Origin of the sequence: Neobacillus sp. CF12 (genome assembly GCF_030348765.1) — a bacterium.
Classification (GTDB): domain Bacteria; phylum Bacillota; class Bacilli; order Bacillales; family Cytobacillaceae; genus Neobacillus.
In genome coordinates, this window is the sequence record NZ_JAUCEU010000007.1 from 3,202,682 (window position 1) to 3,222,500 (window position 19,819).

At 38.4% G+C, this 19,819-nt stretch carries 20 protein-coding genes and 1 riboswitch; of the genes, 9 read left to right on the plus strand and 11 right to left on the minus strand.

The window, feature by feature from the left end; all coding sequences use genetic code 11:
* Nucleotides 1-66: 66 nt before the first annotated feature.
* The 4 genes from QUG14_RS15260 to QUG14_RS15275 form a co-directional block, all read right to left on the minus strand.
* On the minus strand, nt 67-1,182 hold the full coding sequence (locus QUG14_RS15260; RefSeq protein WP_289341384.1) for a M20 metallopeptidase family protein: 1,116 nt from the start codon (nt 1,180-1,182) through the stop codon (nt 67-69).
* Nucleotides 1,183-1,346: 164 nt separating this feature from the next.
* Nucleotides 1,347-1,982 (minus strand): YczE/YyaS/YitT family protein, encoded by a 636-nt coding sequence (locus tag QUG14_RS15265; RefSeq protein WP_289341385.1) that lies wholly within the window; start codon nt 1,980-1,982, stop codon nt 1,347-1,349.
* Nucleotides 1,983-2,097: 115 nt separating this feature from the next.
* Nucleotides 2,098-2,595 carry an LURP-one-related/scramblase family protein gene (locus QUG14_RS15270; protein WP_289341386.1) on the minus strand — a complete coding sequence of 166 codons (498 nt, stop codon included), beginning with the start codon at nt 2,593-2,595 and terminating at the stop codon, nt 2,098-2,100.
* A gap of 99 nt (nt 2,596-2,694) precedes the next feature.
* Nucleotides 2,695-3,555, minus strand: a complete 861-nt coding sequence (locus QUG14_RS15275; protein WP_289341387.1) for an EamA family transporter — start codon at nt 3,553-3,555, stop codon at nt 2,695-2,697.
* A 127-nt stretch (nt 3,556-3,682) separates the two neighbouring features.
* Here QUG14_RS15275 and guaC point away from each other — a divergent pair, with 127 nt between their 5' ends.
* Nucleotides 3,683-4,666, plus strand: coding sequence for a GMP reductase (gene guaC / locus QUG14_RS15280; protein WP_289341388.1), 984 nt, complete (start codon nt 3,683-3,685; stop codon nt 4,664-4,666).
* 421 nt (nt 4,667-5,087) lie between these two features.
* On the opposite strand, the gene QUG14_RS15285 is transcribed toward guaC, so the two are convergent.
* The gene (locus tag QUG14_RS15285) at nt 5,088-5,945 is read right to left on the minus strand and encodes an alpha/beta hydrolase (RefSeq protein WP_289341389.1); all 858 of its coding nucleotides are present in this window, start codon (nt 5,943-5,945) and stop codon (nt 5,088-5,090) included.
* A 429-nt stretch (nt 5,946-6,374) separates the two neighbouring features.
* The gene (locus tag QUG14_RS15290) at nt 6,375-7,223 is read right to left on the minus strand and encodes a DegV family protein (protein ID WP_289341390.1); all 849 of its coding nucleotides are present in this window, start codon (nt 7,221-7,223) and stop codon (nt 6,375-6,377) included.
* Nucleotides 7,224-7,543: 320 nt separating this feature from the next.
* Here QUG14_RS15290 and QUG14_RS15295 point away from each other — a divergent pair, with 320 nt between their 5' ends.
* The gene (locus tag QUG14_RS15295) at nt 7,544-8,626 is read left to right on the plus strand and encodes a branched-chain amino acid aminotransferase (protein ID WP_289341391.1); all 1,083 of its coding nucleotides are present in this window, start codon (nt 7,544-7,546) and stop codon (nt 8,624-8,626) included.
* A 221-nt stretch (nt 8,627-8,847) separates the two neighbouring features.
* Here QUG14_RS15295 and QUG14_RS15300 read toward each other — a convergent pair whose 3' ends face one another.
* On the minus strand, nt 8,848-10,065 hold the full coding sequence (locus QUG14_RS15300; protein ID WP_289341392.1) for an IS110 family RNA-guided transposase: 1,218 nt from the start codon (nt 10,063-10,065) through the stop codon (nt 8,848-8,850).
* A gap of 447 nt (nt 10,066-10,512) precedes the next feature.
* Here QUG14_RS15300 and QUG14_RS15305 point away from each other — a divergent pair, with 447 nt between their 5' ends.
* The 6 genes from QUG14_RS15305 (at nt 10,513) to tnpB (ending at nt 16,531) form a co-directional block, all read left to right on the plus strand.
* Nucleotides 10,513-11,001 (plus strand): M15 family metallopeptidase, encoded by a 489-nt coding sequence (locus QUG14_RS15305; RefSeq protein ID WP_353961074.1) that lies wholly within the window; start codon nt 10,513-10,515, stop codon nt 10,999-11,001.
* 206 nt (nt 11,002-11,207) lie between these two features.
* Nucleotides 11,208-12,404, plus strand: coding sequence for a class I SAM-dependent rRNA methyltransferase (locus tag QUG14_RS15310; RefSeq protein WP_289341393.1), 1,197 nt, complete (start codon nt 11,208-11,210; stop codon nt 12,402-12,404).
* A 159-nt stretch (nt 12,405-12,563) separates the two neighbouring features.
* Nucleotides 12,564-12,744, plus strand: a riboswitch (Lysine riboswitch).
* 125 nt (nt 12,745-12,869) lie between these two features.
* A complete protein-coding gene (dapA, locus tag QUG14_RS15315; RefSeq protein WP_289341394.1) occupies nt 12,870-13,748 on the plus strand; it encodes a 4-hydroxy-tetrahydrodipicolinate synthase in 879 nt (292 codons plus the stop codon).
* A gap of 154 nt (nt 13,749-13,902) precedes the next feature.
* On the plus strand, nt 13,903-14,382 hold the full coding sequence (locus tag QUG14_RS15320) for a DUF2243 domain-containing protein (protein WP_289341395.1): 480 nt from the start codon (nt 13,903-13,905) through the stop codon (nt 14,380-14,382).
* Nucleotides 14,383-15,174, plus strand: a complete 792-nt coding sequence (locus QUG14_RS15325; protein WP_289341396.1) for a cytochrome c oxidase assembly protein — start codon at nt 14,383-14,385, stop codon at nt 15,172-15,174.
* Nucleotides 15,175-15,379: 205 nt separating this feature from the next.
* Nucleotides 15,380-16,531, plus strand: coding sequence for an IS200/IS605 family element RNA-guided endonuclease TnpB (gene tnpB / locus QUG14_RS15330; protein WP_289341397.1), 1,152 nt, complete (start codon nt 15,380-15,382; stop codon nt 16,529-16,531).
* Nucleotides 16,532-16,611: 80 nt separating this feature from the next.
* Here the strand turns inward: tnpB and QUG14_RS15335 are convergent, their stop codons facing one another.
* Both QUG14_RS15335 and QUG14_RS15340 read right to left on the minus strand, forming a co-directional pair.
* Nucleotides 16,612-17,433 (minus strand): sugar nucleotide-binding protein, encoded by an 822-nt coding sequence (locus tag QUG14_RS15335; protein ID WP_289341398.1) that lies wholly within the window; start codon nt 17,431-17,433, stop codon nt 16,612-16,614.
* A gap of 17 nt (nt 17,434-17,450) precedes the next feature.
* Complete coding sequence (locus QUG14_RS15340; RefSeq protein WP_483310729.1) at nt 17,451-17,828, minus strand: glyoxalase superfamily protein; 378 nt, start codon at nt 17,826-17,828, stop codon at nt 17,451-17,453.
* Nucleotides 17,829-17,983: 155 nt separating this feature from the next.
* Here QUG14_RS15340 and QUG14_RS15345 point away from each other — a divergent pair, with 155 nt between their 5' ends.
* Nucleotides 17,984-18,172, plus strand: a complete 189-nt coding sequence (locus tag QUG14_RS15345; protein ID WP_289341400.1) for a hypothetical protein — start codon at nt 17,984-17,986, stop codon at nt 18,170-18,172.
* A gap of 89 nt (nt 18,173-18,261) precedes the next feature.
* On the opposite strand, the gene QUG14_RS15350 is transcribed toward QUG14_RS15345, so the two are convergent.
* Both QUG14_RS15350 and QUG14_RS15355 read right to left on the minus strand, forming a co-directional pair.
* The gene (locus QUG14_RS15350) at nt 18,262-18,732 is read right to left on the minus strand and encodes an SRPBCC family protein (protein ID WP_289341401.1); all 471 of its coding nucleotides are present in this window, start codon (nt 18,730-18,732) and stop codon (nt 18,262-18,264) included.
* Between the two features lie 17 nt (nt 18,733-18,749).
* Nucleotides 18,750-19,616, minus strand: a complete 867-nt coding sequence (locus tag QUG14_RS15355; protein ID WP_289341402.1) for a nitroreductase family protein — start codon at nt 19,614-19,616, stop codon at nt 18,750-18,752.
* Nucleotides 19,617-19,819: the final 203 nt, after the last annotated feature.

Sequence of the window (19,819 nt, forward strand, 5' to 3'; positions counted from 1 at the left end):
TTACAACCCATACTTGAACGAACAAAGACATTGCGAACAATGCCAGGCACTGTTCGCTATGGGGATTCATATTTCAGCAAGTCCTTTGAAAAGTTCCACTGCGGTTTCGATGATTTCGTCGCGGAAATCATACTCATAGGTATGGATATGGGGGAATTTTTCACCGTTTCCGATGTAGCACATAGCACCCTTTGTTAACTTCGTGTAGTGGCCGAAATCTTCTGAGGCACGGAAGGCTTCTTTCATTTCAACCAACTGGAATCCTTTTTCTTGGCTAACCTTACGGATCTTGTCAGAACTATCTTTGTGGTTTATCGTTTCCGGAAATTCATCGTTGAAGGAGCAGCTTATCTTCAGTCCGTACTTTTCTGCTTGTTCACGTGCAAGATCTTCAAGGTTTTTCTGAAGATTAATCAATTCTGCTTCGTACAAAGCACGGATGGTTAAAAGAAGGTCACCTTTGCTTGCTGCTAAACCGAATGCTCTTTCCCCTATGTTTACATGAACAACCGTACAAAGCACTAAACCTTCATTGTTTTCAGGAGAGGTAAGCTCTGGAATGGCATCAATGATCTTTGCAATTGCAAAGGAAGGATTGACTCCATTCTCAGGCTGGCTGGCATGAGCAGGAGACCCTTCCATGTGAATCGTCATGCCCTTGGAAGCACAATGAGCGATTCCGTCGATTACATTGATGGAATTTAAAGCCATTCCACTCATGTTATGAAAGGCGAAAATCTCTTCAATGTTATGTTCCTTAATAAAAGTGGCACATTGGATTGCGCCATCTCCCGTTTCCTCCGCATGTTGAAAAAGGAAAAAGATGTTTTTGTCAGCGCCCTTTTGGTAGACTTCGAGTGCAAAGCCGGCTAAGCTTGCAGCATGCCCATCATGTCCACATTTGTGGGATACCCCTGGATTCTTGGAAGCGTATGGTATATCGATTACTTCCGGCATTGGAAGTGCATCAAAATCTGCACGGAACGCAATATTCTTTTTATCTTCACCTGCTCGATAAATCGCATAGAACCATAGGCCATTATCGACAATCTCCAGCTTTGTATGCTTTTTTAGAAATTTGATTAAATGCTGTTTAGTCCAAACCTCTTCATTCGAAAGTTCTGGGTGCTGGTGCAATTCATGACGCAGTTGTTTCGCTAATTCAAAATTTTTCAGATCCAACGGCTCCCTACCCCTTCCAGACTTTATGACCCAGTGGGACGGTTCTGATGGCTTTTAATTGTTACTGGACACATGGACACCTCTATCCAGATATGAAACAACAAAAACTTGAACCAGGAGAACCGTCCCCACGGCACACGGCACACCCACGGCACAAGGCACATCTATGCCGCTAGTGTTTGGTGCTCTTTTTTTGCAAGTAAGTTCTTTAGTAGTTTTTTACATTGGGGTAAGGAAAAGCCTACAATTGGGCCTAATAAAAAGGCAATGACTACTGTTCCAATCCCAACTGGGCCGCCTAATGCCCAACCCAGAAGGAGTACGAGAATTTCCATTCCATTACGAACCCATTGTATACTCCATCCGGTTTTGTCTACGATTAGGAGCATAATACCGTCTCGTGGTCCAGACCCCAAATCAGCTGAAACATAAAGTCCAACACCACATCCCATTAGAATAACTCCTATAATAAAGAATAATACGGCTCCTATAAAACTATCGATACTTGGCAATAACCACAAAAAGAAGTCCATAAATAGACCAATTAACAACATATTTAAAAAAGCACCGATTTTAGGTAACTTTTTCATTACAATGGAAGCAACAGTTAACAATAGGAATCCCATAATGATCGACCATGTTCCAATCGTCAGTCCAAGCTGCAGAAACATTCCATAATGCAGCACATCCCAAGGACCAATTCCCAATAACTCTCCTTCGATTGTTAAAGCAGCACCAAATGCTAGAATAATAAGTCCAAAAACAAAAAACGACCAGCGAAGAATCCATTCTCTTCTCATAATTTCCCCTCTAATCTAGAAACTTTTCACTTTGACCACTATACCATATCAATTATTATGGCAACATAATAATAAAATGGAAATTAGGGCTAGAGGGAATCTTTTTTTCCTGGATTTAAGTCGCCGCTCCTGAGGAAGCAGCTCCTTGGTCCGCCTTTACACAATCAATTGCAACAACGAGCGCAATAATAATGGTTTCCATTTCTTCATCCACTATTTGAACCTTGTAGCTATCTCCCCAAGTGAACCATTCCTTGCTCACTACACCTACGACTTCACCATGCTGTAATACCTGAAAATCCATATCCCACCAATTACCATGTACTTCAATGCCTGCACCATCAATGGTATAGCGTGCTTTAATGAAGGAAAACTCCTTTTTAATCGTTACTACCTCTCGACCATTCACCTCAACAAAAAACTTCGGCAAAAAGCTAAACACCTTTTTCGTAACAAGTGCTACTTCATCTCTAGTTGTATTCATAATGGAAAAAGTCTTTGGAATTTGCATAAAACTGCCTTCCACATAATATACATCCTTCTCTTGCTGATCCTTTACTGTAAATTTGCCACTAAGACTGAATACCTTCTGCTTGATATAAAGTTGCTTCATAATCCGCCTCCTCTTATGTAGCATATTACTATGTTATATTAGTAACTTTACCATTATTTTTTGAAAAGTAGTGTTAGTAAGACAACTAATTCCTCTAACCTAACTAATAAGTAATATCGTTCCGAGCGTTATGACGATGCCACCTATTATCGTGTGTTTTGCCGCTTTTTCTTTTAAAATCCAAAAACTCAATATCATCGTGATGACTACGCTAAATTTGTCAATTGGGGCGACGATGGACACTTTGCCCATTGCGAGTGCTGCAAAATAGCATAACCAAGATAAGCCGGTAGCCACTCCAGATAGAATTAAAAAGAGATATCCTTTCTTGGAAATGTCTTTCAATTTCTTATGGGTTCCTTGGAAAAATACAATGACCCATGCAAATAGAAGGATTACGATGGTTCGTAGAAACGTGGCCAAATTGGAATCAACATCTTCCATTCCGACTTTTGCCAATATCGAAGTTAAGGCCGCAAAAACGGCAGCTAAAATGGCATATACAATATATTTTTGGGATCCTGAAAATCGTTTCTTTTCCTCATTTTTTCCAATCAATATAAAGGTTCCAATCCCTATGATTGCTCCCCCCGCCATAACCAGTGGTTCTGCAGGCTCTCCTAAAACAAGGATGGAAATAATAATGGTCAGAACTACACTTGATTTATCAATGGGTACCACTTTGGAAACATCCCCAATAGCCAGTGCTTTAAAGAAAAATAACCATGAAAATCCCGTCGCAAAACCAGATAATAGAATAAACCACAATGCATTCGTAGAAATCTGAGAAATACTGTCCAGCTCTCCAGTTATGAGCACAAGGATAAATGCCATGATTAAAACCACAATGGTCCGAATCGCTGTTGCTAGGTTTGAATTTACATTTTCAATGCCGACTTTTGCTAAGATTGCTGTAAAGGAAGCAAATAACGCTGCCAATAATGCTAGAATAATACTCATTATCCACCTGCTTTTTTTCTATAATTAAATTTATCTATTTACAGTTATTATATTTGATATATGGAATAAATAGAAACCATTCCATACACACTAAACCATTGATGATTTTTGTTTGAGGAGGATTCGAATGGATAGTGTGTTTGATTATGAAGATATTCAACTGATTCCGGCGAAAAGTGTGGTGAATAGTCGTACCGAGTGTGATACTACCGTGTCTTTTGGCAGCAGAACGTTTAAACTTCCGGTGGTTCCAGCCAATATGCAGACCATTATTGATGAAACGATCGCTATCTTCTTAGCGGAAAATGGTTATTTTTATATCATGCATCGTTTTCAACCCGAGAAACGTATTGATTTTATTAAAGATATGAAAGCACGCGGGTTATTTGCCTCTATTAGTGTTGGAGTTAAAGAGGAAGAGTATCAATTCATTCAACAAGTAGCAGGTGAAAATTTATCTCCGGAGTATATCACGATTGATATCGCACACGGTCATTCCAATGCCGTGATTAAGATGATTCAACATATTAAGCAACATTTGCCACAGAGTTTTGTGATTGCTGGAAATGTTGGGACCCCAGAGGCTGTTCGAGAATTAGAGCGTGCGGGTGCAGACGCAACAAAGGTTGGGATTGGACCTGGGAAAGTATGTATCACAAAGATTAAGACGGGATTTGGAACAGGCGGCTGGCAATTAGCCGCTCTTCGCTGGTGTGCAAAGGCAGCAAGTAAGCCGATAATCGCTGACGGTGGAATTCGTACCCATGGGGATATTGCGAAATCGATCAGATTTGGCGCATGTATGGTTATGATTGGTTCTTTATTTGCTGGGCACGAGGAATCTCCCGGTGAAACCATTGAAAAAGATGGCAAACTCTATAAAGAATACTTCGGTTCAGCCTCGGAATATCAAAAAGGTGAACGAAAAAATGTAGAAGGCAAGAAAATGTTAGTCGAGCACAAAGGTTCCTTAATGGATACCCTCGTTGAAATGGAGCAAGACCTTCAATCCTCTATTTCGTATGCAGGCGGAAAGGAACTGGATGCCATCCGTCATGTAGATTACGTTATCGTGAAGAATTCAATCTTTAATGGAGATAAAGTGTATTAGGTGACTCTTGTAATACGCTCTTTTCGTAAACTTTGTTGCTATTGTACTGATCAAGTGTGTACACAGATAGATGAATCCAGACTCATGAAGGTGATGAGTGACCGAAATCGATAAAGAAGTGAAAAAGTAGTCACTCATGATGGCGATGAATGACCGAAACCGATGAAAAGTTGAAAAAGTGGTCACTCATGAAGCTGATGAGTGACCGAAATCGATGAAGAAGTGAAAAATTGGTCACTCATGATGGCGATGAATGACTGTAATCGATGAAGAAGTGAAAAATCTATAGGCTAACGTGTCTAATCAGATTCCAAAAACTACAATAAATGCAAAAAGAGCCATGTAAAAAGATGAGCAGGATTCATGAATCCTGCTCATCTTTTCTGTGTTGCTATCGTTTATTGATAACTCCCAAAAGGGTTTAACCTACCTGGACTTTACTTTTTTGAATTTTCTCCACCTGTTGGTTCAGCCATGTAATCATATCATTTAGAAACTGCTCTTTTTCTGCTCCATCAAAGGGTCGATGCTTTGCTGCAGGGTATTCAACTAGTTGTTTATCCTTGGATGAAACTTGATTAAAAAAGTAACCAAGCTTGGTTGGAGGTGTAATTTTATCACGCAATCCGTATTGTAACAAAAACGGAATTTTGATCAAATGAGCCTGATCTACTACACGTGATACCCCTTGGATTAGCCCGCGTCCTAAACCAGGTGTAATCGTATTGTGACGTAAAGAGTCAGAATAAAATTTGGCAGTCAGCGCAGTTTTTTTCGTCATTAATTGAAATCTTCTAGACTTATTGATGCTGAGATCAGGTTTAATTTTACCCATTACGGTTATACCTAACCGCTCAAATCTGGTCACTTCATAAGAGATGGCAGGAGCTATGGCAATGATCCCTGAGATTCCAGAACCAATATCTATAGCATAATCAAGAGCTATTACCCCACCCATGCTATGCCCTATCATATACAAAGGCAGTTTGGGCTGCTTTTTCAAAACGAACTTTCGAAATTCGTGTAAGTCGCCTCGATATTCATCCCAACTTTTTATAAATCCTCTTTTTCCCGAACTTTTTCCATGGCCGCGCAAATCAAATGTGTAAACGATATATCCTTCTTGAACCAAGGCAAAACTTATATTATATAGACCACCGCTATGGTCTCCATGTCCATGTACGATAATAACTGTTGCTTTTGGAGCATTTAATGGTTCGATCGTTCGATAAAATAATTCTGCTCCATCTATACCAGTAAAAGTCCCTTCTCTTTGCATTCTGGGCTATCCTCCTGTTGCAACCACTTTAATGATGTTTAGTATATCACAAAGTTTTTCACTTACTATAATGAATTAATTTTTACATTTTAACATTTAGACCAGTGCTTTTTCTCCATTCGGAATAAATGATTTTGTCGGGAATAAAGTGACATATTTATCAACATCTTTGAATAAAAATGTATAAATATACTAATCACTTGCACTGGAAAGGGGAGTTTCTTCTTATGGATGTCTGCATTTCTTGTGGAGAGGAATTATGTATTATGGAGAGGAACAGATGTGAGTGCTGGGATTGCAGAGATACCACTACTGAGGCTTATACAGAGGACGAATAGTCTTAGACGAACTCCTAACAAATAATATCGGAAACATTCAGAAGGGCCGTTTGATCCATTCAGACGGCCCTTCATCCGTTCATTATCCAAATCATTCATTAACCCATGAAAGTCCCAGGGTCCCCACACCCGTATGCACACCAGCTACGGTAATAAGCATGAGCTGTTCTGTTTTTATACTTGGAAATGTTTCATTTATTAATTGTTCAAGCCCTTCTGCTCTTTCTCTGTCATTTGCATGGACAATGGCAACTTTTTGAACCTTTTTTGTAGCAAGGTCTTCCTTTAAATTGTTTATCAGCCAAGCAAGTGCCTTCTTTTCGGTACGAACTTTATCTTTAATCTTTGCTGCTCCATCCTCAATCGATAAAATCGGTTTAATATTGAAGAGTGAAGCAAGGATTTTTTGGCTTCCAGACACTCGACCGCTTTTGTGAAGCTGGTCCAAGTTTGATGGAACCAAATACAATCGGGTGTGCTCCCGCAGGTTATTCAGTTGGGAAACAACTTCAGCTATTTCACATCCTTGTTCAACTAACTCTATTCCTCTTTTCACTAAAAAGGATAAAGGATACGAACCTGTATGTGAATCGATGGCAAATAATTTAAACCCCACCATTTCTGCTGCCATGACTGAGGTTTGATAGGTACCCGTTAATGTACTGGATGCGTGTATGGCGATGCCAAAGTCATACTCTCCTTTTAACCGTTCATAAAGGTCTACGATATCCCCGATATTTGGCTGGGAGGATTGGAATTTCCCTTCCTCATTTTTCATCCGATGATAAAAATCCTCTTCTGTAATATCGATTGTTTCTTTGTAAAATTTATCGTTAATGACAACATGCAAGGGAATAATATGGATATGATGCTTTTCAATAAACTCTTTGCTAAGAGAAGATGTCGTGTCGGTAATCCATGCAATTTTTGGCTTGTTCATTTTATCCTCTTCCTTCTTAAAATTCTCTTCATCTATATAGGCCGATAACTCAAAATAGGAGTATTGTAACGAGGTTAACATTACAAAAATGGATACATTCTCACAAGTTATATTTGTCATATTCGAAATAGTTTTTAAGGAAAAGCGTTTATGATTGTCACCACTTTGACATAACTTAAATCAAAACTAACCTGATTAAAACTAGTTCATGATATAGTGGAAGAAAGTATTTTTACTATTTCAAAAAGATAATTTTTAAAGTAATATAGAATGAATCAATTACTTAAAACTGTATCTATTAATATGAATGAGGTGTGAACATGAAACAGGAGATTTCATTTATTCCAAGAGAACAATTAAAGGCTAAGCCAGATACCACTTCCCTTGGTTTTGGGCAGTATTTCAGCGATTACATGTTTGAAATGGACTATCATAGTGACTTGGGCTGGTTTAATCCGAGAATTACTCCTTATGAGCCCATAACGCTTGATCCGTCCGCAATGGTATTTCACTATGGACAAGCTATCTTCGAAGGAATGAAAGCCTATAAGGCTGCGGATGGATCCATCCAGTTATTCCGTCCTGAGAAAAATATGAAGCGATTCAATGATTCATGCGACAGGCTGTGCATTCCCCAAATTGATGAAGAATTTTTATTAGAAGGTATAAAAAAATTAATTATTACGGAAAAGGATTGGGTTCCAAACGGTGATGGAACTTCTCTTTATATTCGTCCTTTTATTTTTTCAACTGAGCCTTATCTTGGTGTACGTCCTGCTAAACAATATAAGTTGCTCGTCATCCTTTCCCCTTCTGGCGCTTATTATGGCAGCCAATTAAGTCCTGTGAAAATTTACGTGGAAGAGCAATACGTTCGTGCGGTAATTGGAGGAGTTGGCCATGTAAAGACGGCAGGTAATTATGCCGCCAGCCTGAAAGCACAAGAAAAAGCAGATGCAAATGGCTATGCCCAAATTCTTTGGCTCGATGCGAAAGAGAATAAATATGTTGAAGAAGTTGGCAGTATGAATATCTTCTTTAAAATTAATGGCGAAGTCGTTACGCCAAAGTTAAATGGCAGCATCCTACCAGGAGTTACACGCGATTCGGTGCTTCAATTACTCAAGTATTGGAATATTCCTGCGCGCGAAGAAAGAATATCCATTGAGGAGATCTTTGCTGCACATAAGCGTGGTGAACTTGAGGAGGTCTTCGGAGCAGGAACTGCAGCTGTTATTTCACCTGTTGGCGAACTGACTTGGAAGGATCAAACCATTACGATCAACGACAATAATATTGGCCAGTTATCCCAGGACATTTATGATGAAATGACCGGAATTCAACTTGGTAAAAAAGAAGATCCATTTAACTGGACAGTAAAAGTTACCTCAGAAGAAGTTTAATTTTACCTTATGGCTAAGATAGATCCAGTTTAACTGGGTCTTTTTTTCTTACGAGTAGTCAATATCTTTTTTTAATAAATTTCTTAGTTTTAAAATGAACAGGGTAGTTAAGTGGTCTAATAATAATTGGGGGACGAACTATTAATTATTGACATACTGAATAGACCTAGCTAACTTGGATTTTTTTACTAGGTCATTTGAATATGTTATTATTTAATAAACTATGATTTGGAGGCCAAACCGTAATCATAGTTCATATTGTGTGTAATAAGAAAGAAGATGTTCTTCAAAAGCTTATTCACACAAGCGATGGACGCAACTTTATGACATTTGTTATAGGGTTGCGTTTTTAATTTATCATAATACTCAACGATGTGGTTGTGTCCGAATCTTCTCTTCTTAATCATGTTCTGGATGATTAAAAAGAGTATTTTCCTTAAGTGTTTATTTCCTCGCTTATTAATTTTGTCCTTAAAAAAGGTTTTTCCTGACTGGAATCGGCGTATATCTATTCCTGCATAAGCATTCAACTGCTTGTTGTTTTCAAAACGATCGATGTCTCCAATCTCTGCCAATAAGCGTACAGCTGTATTCGGACCAATCCCAGGAAAACTCAGTATCACCTTGTACTCGTTGCGTTTTTCAGCTAACTGGACCATATCCTCGATACACTGTTCCTTCTGTTGGAGAAGGTCTTGGAACCGTCTAGCGTATGCCCGTAGTTGCTCACACAATACATCTGAGGAAGAAACAGCTGGATAGGATTGCTGGGAGGCTTCAATTAATGCGACTGCTTTCTTTTCTGCGATCGCTGCAGAGATATTTTTATTTGTATTGGCACGTATTTTATTTTTTATAATTGTTTTTGATAGTCCCAGAACAATATCTGGATGTGGAAACAATTGGACAATGTTTAGAAATAAATCAGATTTATTTGTGAAGAGTTTCTCTAGTTCTGGAAAGGTCAACTGAATAACTTTATGTAATCGACTGCGTATAACTGATAATTCATCATCAAGCTCACTATAAAATCTAGAAAGTGATTTCAACTGATGAAAGAGGTTTTCTGTCCCTTGCGTTTCCCTACGGGAGGTTGAAAAATGGGTTAAGGCTAATTGATGCGCATCGCTTTTATCGGTTTTATAAATTCTTAAAGAATCGCATTGTTTCTTAGCCTCTAAAGGGTTTAAAATGCAGTAGGAATAATGGTTTTCCTGCATGAAACGCTCTATTTGCCGAGAATAGACACCAGTTGACTCAAATACAATATTGGGCTGCTCTCCATACCCTTCAATTAGTTCATTAATCCGTTCCTTCAATCTTTCAAATTCAGGTTTGGTGTGTTTAATTTCACCTTCGTAAATACATTTTTTCAAGCCATTATAAATGACCATGTAACTCTTTCCCATACTAACGTCAAAAGCTATCACATGCTTCATTTTGTCCTCCTACAATTCACTTAAATTGAAGACTTCATCTTACACTTATCGATTCCAATTTCTTATACACGATCTCAAGGATCCAACATACTCAAACCTGATTCAAATAAGGTAAGTGAAGAAGGTCTAGTTTTGTTGACGGATTCAAGATCCAAAAAAGACCACGACCTATTCTTCACTTCTACTATATAAAAAATAGTAGTGCTAACCAATGCCTTGGTCTGCACTACTAATCTTAGTATGTTTTGTGGAATTTAGTGATTATACAAATGAAGGTATAGAAATAATTGAAACAATGAGTCTAACTTTCTCGTCTTACATATAGAAAAGATTTTAGGGAAGAAAGGAACTGCGATTTTGAAACTTACCTGGAGAGGCAAACTAACACTTACATTATTTTTTGCTCTTATCATTTATTTCTTTATACAAAATCCTTTAGGAGTTAACTTGCTTAATAGATTAAGTATTAATTCTGCTGATTTACCAACTGAACTCCACCCTCTCGTGAAGGAGCGGAGCGATCAATTAATCCACCAATCTGCTGCGAAAGGGATTGTAATCGTGATTACGGATGACTTCCGCAGTATGGAGGATCAGGATGCGCTTTATGAAAAAGGCCGTAGTGCTGCAGGAAGTATCGTAACGCATGCAAGAGGCGGCGAATCTTTTCATAACTTTGGGCTGGCGATTGATTTTGCGATAAAAACCCCATCAGAAAGTGTCATTTGGGATATGCAATATGACGGAAATCAAAATGGGCTAGCCGATTGGAACGAAGTTGTAGAAATAGCAAAGACTTTAGGATTTGAATGGGGTGGCGATTGGGCTCAATTTAAAGATTATCCCCATTTAGAGATGAATTTTGGGTTAACACTTGCCGACTTACAGAATGGAAAACGACCTGATGCATCATCTTTAACAGCGGATACCAATTAAGTGGAGCAGCATTTCTCACCCATACATGGGATCCAGGAAACCTATTAGACAATCAAGATCCAGTTGACTGGATCTTTTTTAAATTGTGCCTCTGCCATTAATAGTAAATATGCATCACTAGTAAACAGTGTTATGATTGAGTGATTAATTTTAAAATAGTTTGTTTACAATGCTATTAAGATAAATACAACTGATAGGATGAAGAGATGAAAACAGAGGTCAGGTTAAAAGTGAAATCAAAGTTCGTTACAAAATATAAAAACGGATACCCGCTTATTTCGAAAGACACCATTATGAATCCGAATGTTCTAGATGAAGAAGGCATAACAATCAAGCTTGTTGATGAACAGAACAACTTTATTGCAAAAGGCTATTATGGGAAGCAAAATAAAGGTCTCGGATGGGTGCTTAGCAACAATGAAAAGGAACAGTTTGATCAACGTTTTTTTGAAAAAACCCTAAAGGCTGCCATTGATAGAAGAGAACATTTTTTTGAGGGTTCCGAAACAACAGCATTTCGAGTGTTTAACGGCGAGGGCGATGGAATGGGCGGTTTAACGATTGATTACTTCGATGGTTATTACGTCCTTACCTGGTACAGCAAAGGTATCTATCAATTTCGGGAGTTTATCATAGATTCATTGAAGAATTTGGTGGAGTATAAAGCCATCTACCAGAAAAAGCGGTTTGATGAAAGTGGTAAATACATTGAAGAAGATGACTTCGTGACGGGCGAACGAGGAGAATTTCCCATTGTCGTGAAAGAAAATGGAGTGAATATCGCCATTCATTTAAATGACAGTGCCATGGTCGGTGTATTCTTAGATCAAAAGGATGTTAGAAAAAAATTACGAGATGTGTATTCAAAAGGGAAACGAGTATTAAATACATTCTCCTATACTGGTGTGTTTTCAGTATTTGCCGCTTTAGGCGGTGCGACAAAAACGACTAGTGTGGACCTGGCGAATCGGAGCAAAAGTAAAACGATAGAACAATTCAACGTGAATGGGATTGATGAGAAATCTCAAGATATCATCGTCGAGGATGTATTCAAATACTTCAAATATGCTGTAAAAAAGGGCTTGTTGTTTGACGTCGTGATTCTCGATCCCCCAAGCTTCGCAAGATCAAAGAAGTTTGTTTTCAGTGCCGAAAAAGATTATAAAAACCTGTTAATAGAAGCTATTTCCATCACAGAGGAGAACGGAATCATCATCGCGTCCACCAATGCCAGCTCCTTTGGTATGGACAAGTTTAAAGGATTCATTGATACCGCATTTAAGGAATCCAATAAACACTATAAACTAATGGAAGAATTTTCACTCCCTGAAGACTTCAGAACCAATAAACACTATCCAGAATCCGACTACCTTAAAGTAGTCTTCATTAAAGTATTAAAATAGACTGTCCGCCTGAGGTGGACAGTGTCCACGGGCGGTGCCTGTCACCGTGACAAAGTCACGGTGACAGGCACCGCTCTAATGGCACTCTACTTGAACAATAGTGAATTTTCTGTTATATTTACATGTAATTAAATATTTTCTTACTTCATTACCTTTTGAAGTGAGGATAGAGGCGCAAAGACCATTAGTACGCAGTTTGAGGATAGTGAGGTCCTACGACGATTGTGGAAAGGGGAATTTGCCGAAGCGGATGGAATCTCATCTATCTAGACCGCTGGTTCTGCTATTGAAGAAATACAGAACTGTCATATAGGTAACTATGTGGAGGGCTATCTTACGCTAGGGAACGTTTTTTATTATGTTTCTACTGCAGCAGCGAGCCTTCGTTGCTGCTTTTTTGCGTTGTCTGATGATTGGCCTGAACCCCTCTTATTTTTTTCAAAAATTATGTAAAGGGTGAGTATGATGAATTTTGGCCAAATGTTAACAGCTATGGTGACGCCATTTGATCAGCATGGTGAGGTTGATTATAACGCAGCGAGAACATTAGTAAATCATTTAATAGACAATGGAAGTGATGGTTTAGTAGTTGCAGGGACAACTGGTGAATCACCTACATTAACGACTGAAGAAAAAGTTGAACTATTTAAATTGGTTGTGGCGACTTCAGCAGGCAGAGTGCCTGTCATTGCTGGAACTGGATCAAATAATACGAGAGCTTCCATCAAGTTAACCAAACTGGCTGAAGAAGCAGGAGTGGATGGGATTATGCTCGTAACTCCTTATTATAATAAGCCATCACAAGAAGGTTTATTTCAGCACTTTAAAGCTATAGCTGAATCTACTTCTTTACCAGTCATGCTTTATAATATCCCCGGACGCAGTGTGGTAAACATGTCTGTCGATACAGTTGTTCGACTGTCAGAAATTAATAATATAGTGTCTGTCAAAGAGGCAAGCGGAAATCTGGATATGATGTCAGAAATTATTAGCCGTACTCCAGAAAATTTCACACTGTACAGTGGTGATGATGGATTAACCCTGCCGGTTCTAGCCATCGGCGGCACTGGAGTTGTTTCCGTTGCTTCCCATATTATTGGCAATGAAATGCAGGAAATGATCAATCAGTTCAAATCTGGACGTGTTCAAGAAGCGGCAGTAACACATCGAAGCCTTCTTCCGATTATGAAGGCACTGTTTGCTGCACCAAATCCTGTACCGGTAAAAGCAGCATTAACTATGCAAGGCGTTCAAGTCGGCGATGTCCGCCTGCCAATGGTTCCTTTAAATGAGGAAGAAAAAAGTGCACTCCAAAAGGTCCTGCCAGTTAAGACTTTAGCATAACAAGATACCTGTCCCTATATGGGGCAGGTTCTTTTTTGTAAACGAATCAAATACGGTTTTTCTCTATCCATAATCATATCTACTATCTGTTTGGAATTAATCCAGACAGGATACACTATTTGGTAGGTAAAAAATGGAATAGGGAGAGAATCAAATGTCACCAAGTCAGGATACAGTACTGAACTATTTAGGACGCAATTTATTGTCAGGATGCTTACTAGGACTAGGCTTTGTCGCCTTTATTGATGAGGCCGTTTTCCACCAGATTTTACACTGGCACCATTTCTATGATAAATCCACACCTGATATTGGTCTGGTATCGGATGGAATCTTTCATGCCTTTAGTTGGTTTTCAACGATAGCCGGAGCATTTCTTGTCTCTGATCTCCGGAGAAGAAATGCTTGGTGGCCAAAAAGATGGTTTGGAGGATTTCTATTTGGAGGCGGTGCATTCCAATTATACGATGGAACGATTCAACACAAGTTAATGAGAATCCATCAGATACGATATAACGTGGAGATTGCTCCCTACGATTGGGTATGGAACATACTTGCTGCCCTCATGCTGATTGCTGGGTTAATCCTTATTTTTCGAACTGGCCGAAAGGCAAAAGTGATGGAAGGAACCCTCTAAATGGAACATAACCATTTTCATCCTGCCAGTGAGCCGTCTTTCGATTTACTCTTGGCTCTCCCTTTTGTCCTGGCAGTTTTAATCTATCTTCTATTGGTATTCGTCTCAAACAAACGCCATAAACGGTGGCCAATGTACCGCTCCTTCTGCTGGATAGTCGGAGTTCTTTCGGCTGCCTTTGCACTAGTTGGTCCCATTGCGAATCTCGCCCATGGAAACTTCACTGCTCATATGATTGGTCATTTATTCCTTGGAATGCTTGCACCGCTTCTTATTGCGAATGCTGCACCAATGACTCTTTTGCTGAGAACTCTAGGTGTAAAACCTGCTAGAAAACTTTCACGCGTATTAAAGAGTTGGCCTGTTCACATTTATGGTAACCCTGTTGTCGCCGCTATCCTTAATATCGGAGGATTGTGGGTGCTGTATGCTACAGAACTATACACAATCATGCAGCAGAACCTTCTACTTCATATAATCGTACATATTCATATATTTCTAGCTGGTTATCTCTACACAATATCCATCCTATATATTGACCCGGCACCTCACCGATATGGTTTTATTTTTAGAGCCATTGTGCTAATCCTTTCGTTAGCCGCCCACGGAATCCTTTCAAAGTACATCTATGCTCATCCACCTGTTGGTGTACCTATTGAGCAGGCTGAAGTCGGAGGAATGATTATGTATTACGGTGGGGACTTAGTGGAAATTGGTCTGATAATCTTATTTTGCCAACAGTGGTATAAAGCTGGACGCCCGCGCACGCTTGTGTCCCTTACCCAGAATTGAATACGCAAAAATGCCTGTGTCAATGATACAAGTTATCATCAGCACAGGCTTTTGTTTATCATTTCCCGACAGAAGACTCCCTCTTCAATCGTGTCAAGGGCGAAGCCCAATGATAAGGGGGAGATGAATGTCGGTTGGCGATAGCCAAAACGGTCCCCTCATGGTATAATAGGAACAAATGTTCCTTTGGATTGAGGTGAAATCAGTGCTGGTCAACAAAGCATATAAATTCCGTATCTATCCAACGAAAGAACAGGAAATTCTAATTGCTAAAACAATCGGATGTAGTCGTTTCGTATTTAATCGCTTTTTAGGGCAATGGAACGTTACATACAAAGAAACAGGCAAAGGACTAACTTACAATTCCTGTTCTGCTGAATTAACACAGTTAAAAAAGGAATTAGTGTGGTTAAAAGAAGTTGATAGCATTGCACTTCAATCCTCACTGAAAAACCTTGCTGATTCATATACACGATTTTTCAAAAAGCAAAACAAAGCACCTCGCTTCAAGTCTAAAAAGAACAAGGTTCAATCCTACACGACTAAGGAAACAAATGGGAATATCGCTATTGTAGGCAACAAGATCAAGTTACCTAAACTCGGTCTTGTTCGCTTTGCCAAAAGTCGTGAAGTGGATGGACGGATTCTGAATGCAACCGTTAGACGTAACCCAAGTGGCAAATACTTCGTATCCATTCTTGCAGAAGTGGACGTACAACATATAGACAAAACAGGCTCTTCCGTTGGCATTGACTTAGGATTAAAAAACTTTGCCATTCTTTCAAATGGTGAAGAGTTTGGTAATCCTAAATGGTTTCGTACATTAGAAAAGAAGCTAGTGGATGCCCAGCGTATTCTTTCCCGAAGACAACAGTTAGCTTTGAAACGAAAATGTAAATTGGATGAAGCAAAAAACCTCCAAAGGCAAAAGCGGAAAGTAGCTCGTATCCATGAGAAAGTCACAAATGCAAGAACAGACTACTTGCAAAAACGCTCTACTAAAATCATCAAAAACCACGATGTAATTGGTATTGAAGATTTGCAAGTGTCCAATATGCTAAAAAATCACAAGTTAGCAAAAGCCATCAGTGAAGTATCTTGGTCACAATTTCGCACAATGCTAGAGTACAAAGCAAAATGGTATGGCAAAGAAGTAGTTGCTGTATCTAAAACCTTTGCCAGCTCTCAACTATGTTCTTGTTGTGGTCACCAAAATAAAGACGTTAAGAATCTAAATCTTCGTGAGTGGGATTGCCCTTCTTGTAGAACACATCACGACAGAGATATTAACGCAGGACAAAATCTTAAAAATGAAGCGATAAGGCTTCTAACCGTAGGAACTACGGGGCTAGCCTAATCAATTAGAAGCCGATAGGCTTCTTTACTTAGGAATCTCCCACTTCAAACGACCCGTTAGGGTGTTAAGTGGTGAGTGGTTCAACCCAACAGGTAAGAGATAATTTCTTCATTTGTAGTTTGCAAGTCCTTTGGCATATCATCACGAGTTGACTTCAGTGCAAAATAATATGTATTGCTGCTATCTAGATAAAAGTTATATTTTAATAAACTCGATTTACTATCCAAATGTATTAAAAGTTTCTCATAAAATTGACTTTGCGTCATCGTATCAACTGAACCTAAATGAAATATACCTTTGAGGTTATTTTCAATTATAAAGCGCAGTTGTCTTGCTAACTGTACATCTAAAAGATTGGTACATTCGAGATTGCTGTAGACTTCTATCTCTTTACTATTTCTTATGCTTTCTTTAATACTGTTCCATCTTGGAGAATCTTTCCCCCAAATCGCTGGAATTCGAATGATTTGTACCTTCTCATCTAAAATTTCTTTTAGTATATTTTCACAATCAATTTTAAAGTTTCCATATTCAGATTCTGCGATTGGGATATATGTTTCAGTATGGGGTTTTGAAAAATCTCCATCAAAAACATTTGTTGTAGAAAAGTAATACAGATTACTATTACTATTCCTTACTACCTTTGCCAATTCTTTATGAAACTTGAGCTGTTGACCAAACTCTCCTCTAATGCAGGAGATTATACTATCAGGTTGAATCGAAGATATTAGTTCCATCATCTTACTAATCTCTTGAACATCTAACTGGAACTGTTTATCATCGGGGAGATTGGTTATGATCTTAGAAGAATATGTTCCATAAACTTCATATCCATCCCTTAATTCATTAATTAAGGATCTTCCGACGAGGCCGCTTCCACCAAGAATAAGTATCTTTTTCACTTATATCCCACCTTTTTTTATATACTCTCAAAAAAAACAATTCTATTTCCAAATGGATCTAAAACACAGACTTCTTTCGTACTCCAGGGAGTTATTTCGATTCCTGGACGAGAATATTTGTATTTCTTTGATAACAGATTTGCATGGAATACCTCAATGTTATCAACTTCTATTCTAATGCAAGCTCCCGGACTACAATCACCATGATGCTCTGAAAGATGTATGATACATCCCCCATTGGATATTTGCACATATAGAGGCATATCATCCTCAAATCGATGTTCCCAATCCAACTTAAATTCTAAAAAGTTCAAGTAAAATTCTTTTGCTTTTTCCTCATCAAATATCCGGAGGATTGGTGTAGCACTTTTCATTGTAATAGCAGGTTTATTCAAAATGTTCCCCTCCATATTGCTTAATTTCGCCCCATTTTGTCATTATGATAAAAAGTGAAATAGTCTGATATATTCAGCAATTGCCCCATGTCCTGCATAAGATTGGCTCCGAGTAAATATGATTAAGTAAGTATCCTAAAGAAGGAGTTGTTTAAATGGAAATCTTTAATAAAATTGCTCTATTTTTTGTTGTCTTATACTCTGTCGTTATTATCTTAAATACTTATTTAGGAGAAACTGAACGGGTACAATCCAATGTAATTTACTTTTTAATGAATGGTTTTGCATATATTGTATCGGCAATTGATATTGAAAAAAGAAAAGTTGAGCTGTCAAAGTCATAATATATTCTGATTTTCTATAAGTTAATCAAACGTTTGATTAGTTTTAATACATCCTTTGAAAATCCTTTCATTCCAAGGCCCCATACCTTCTAATCAAACGTTTGATTAGTTTTTTTTTCAGCTATTTTTTTAAATTCAATTGCACGCCTAGCAATAAGTCTCTCCATGTGTTTCTCGAAAAACAATTTATCGATTAAGACTCCAATGGGACCGAACCGAGACTTATATTGAAAATGATCCACCATTATCGTATCTTTTCCTTTTTCTATAAACTGGTGGATTTGTATGAAGGACTTGAATGCACCTTTTATCCTTACATTGACAAAACTATGTGGTTTATCCATGAATATCACTTTTGAGGTTAACCTTCGTCTAATTCCAAAGTGTACTGCCTCCCAGGTGACACTGTCACCTTCCTCTAATAGTCCCTCTGTCATGCCCCCAACCGCCGTTGCTTTTGTTCCTATGTTAATTTGAGTATGAACTTCGACGTTTCTAGCGAGGTCAAAACAAACCTCAATTGGCGCCTTTATTAACAGCTTATGCTCAATAACAGGCATCTCTACCTACTCCGTTTCTACCGATTACTATTCCAGCTAACAATATATTCAATATGTTCATTCGGGAGATGGATATTTGGGTTTTCCAAAACCCAGCTGCCTTCTATCTCTACTTCCTTACAAGCTAATTCAAATTGACCCATTGCAATCCCCATATCCAATAATTGCATATCATATCCTAGCTTCGAACTATAATTCGGCGTATGCTCAATGTAAAAATGGCAGACCTTTCGATCGCTAGACAATAAGAGTCTCCATGGCTGTTTATTAGAAGCAGATGGTCCAAGCCTAACCATCTCAATTGGTGTTTCAAGTCGACCAGCATTTTCCTTATTCAAAGGCACATCGAATGATGAATCAAAAAATAACTTATCCCAGGATTTTTTATTGTCTGCTTTTACAACGTACCGAAGTGCCTTATCAAAAACCCGCTGCTTTTGGTTGGGATAGCCGATTGGTGTTATACAGGGAATGAATTCTCCTTCCCCGAGTTGAATTTCCTTTTCAAACGAATTGCGATTGAAGGTCCCTCCCATCCAGCAAGTGCCGATGCTCATCTGTGTTAACAATATGACTAGTTTTTGAAAGGTATAAGCAAACTCCACAAGCGGGTATTTACTATTCTCCGCTATTCCCACCAAATAGCCCTGTGGATTTTTAATAAAACCATATGTACCTAACTTTATGCCTTTATCACTTACGTTATTGGTAACGGGAATGAATTCAATTCTTCCTTTACTACCAAAGGGTCCGACTAAATTTTCATCATTGATTCTGTAATCGTTAATGATATTTAGATGAGCATCTGTAATGTTTTCAGTATCAAAGGTTCTAACTGATTGTCTTTTCTGCATGGCTTCAATGGTGAATTGATTAAAACTCATCTGTATCTTCCTTTCTCACTTACGATAATCAAATCACATGATATCCACTTTTATTGTAACCACATACGTAAGAAAATCATAGATGAAGGTAACCTACCTCTAAAAGGGATTACTATTAATGGCAATCACTCTTCATTTTAATAATTGTTTGCTTAGGATTAGCAAGATACTCACTGTATTCTAATAGGTAAAACGCTTAGTTG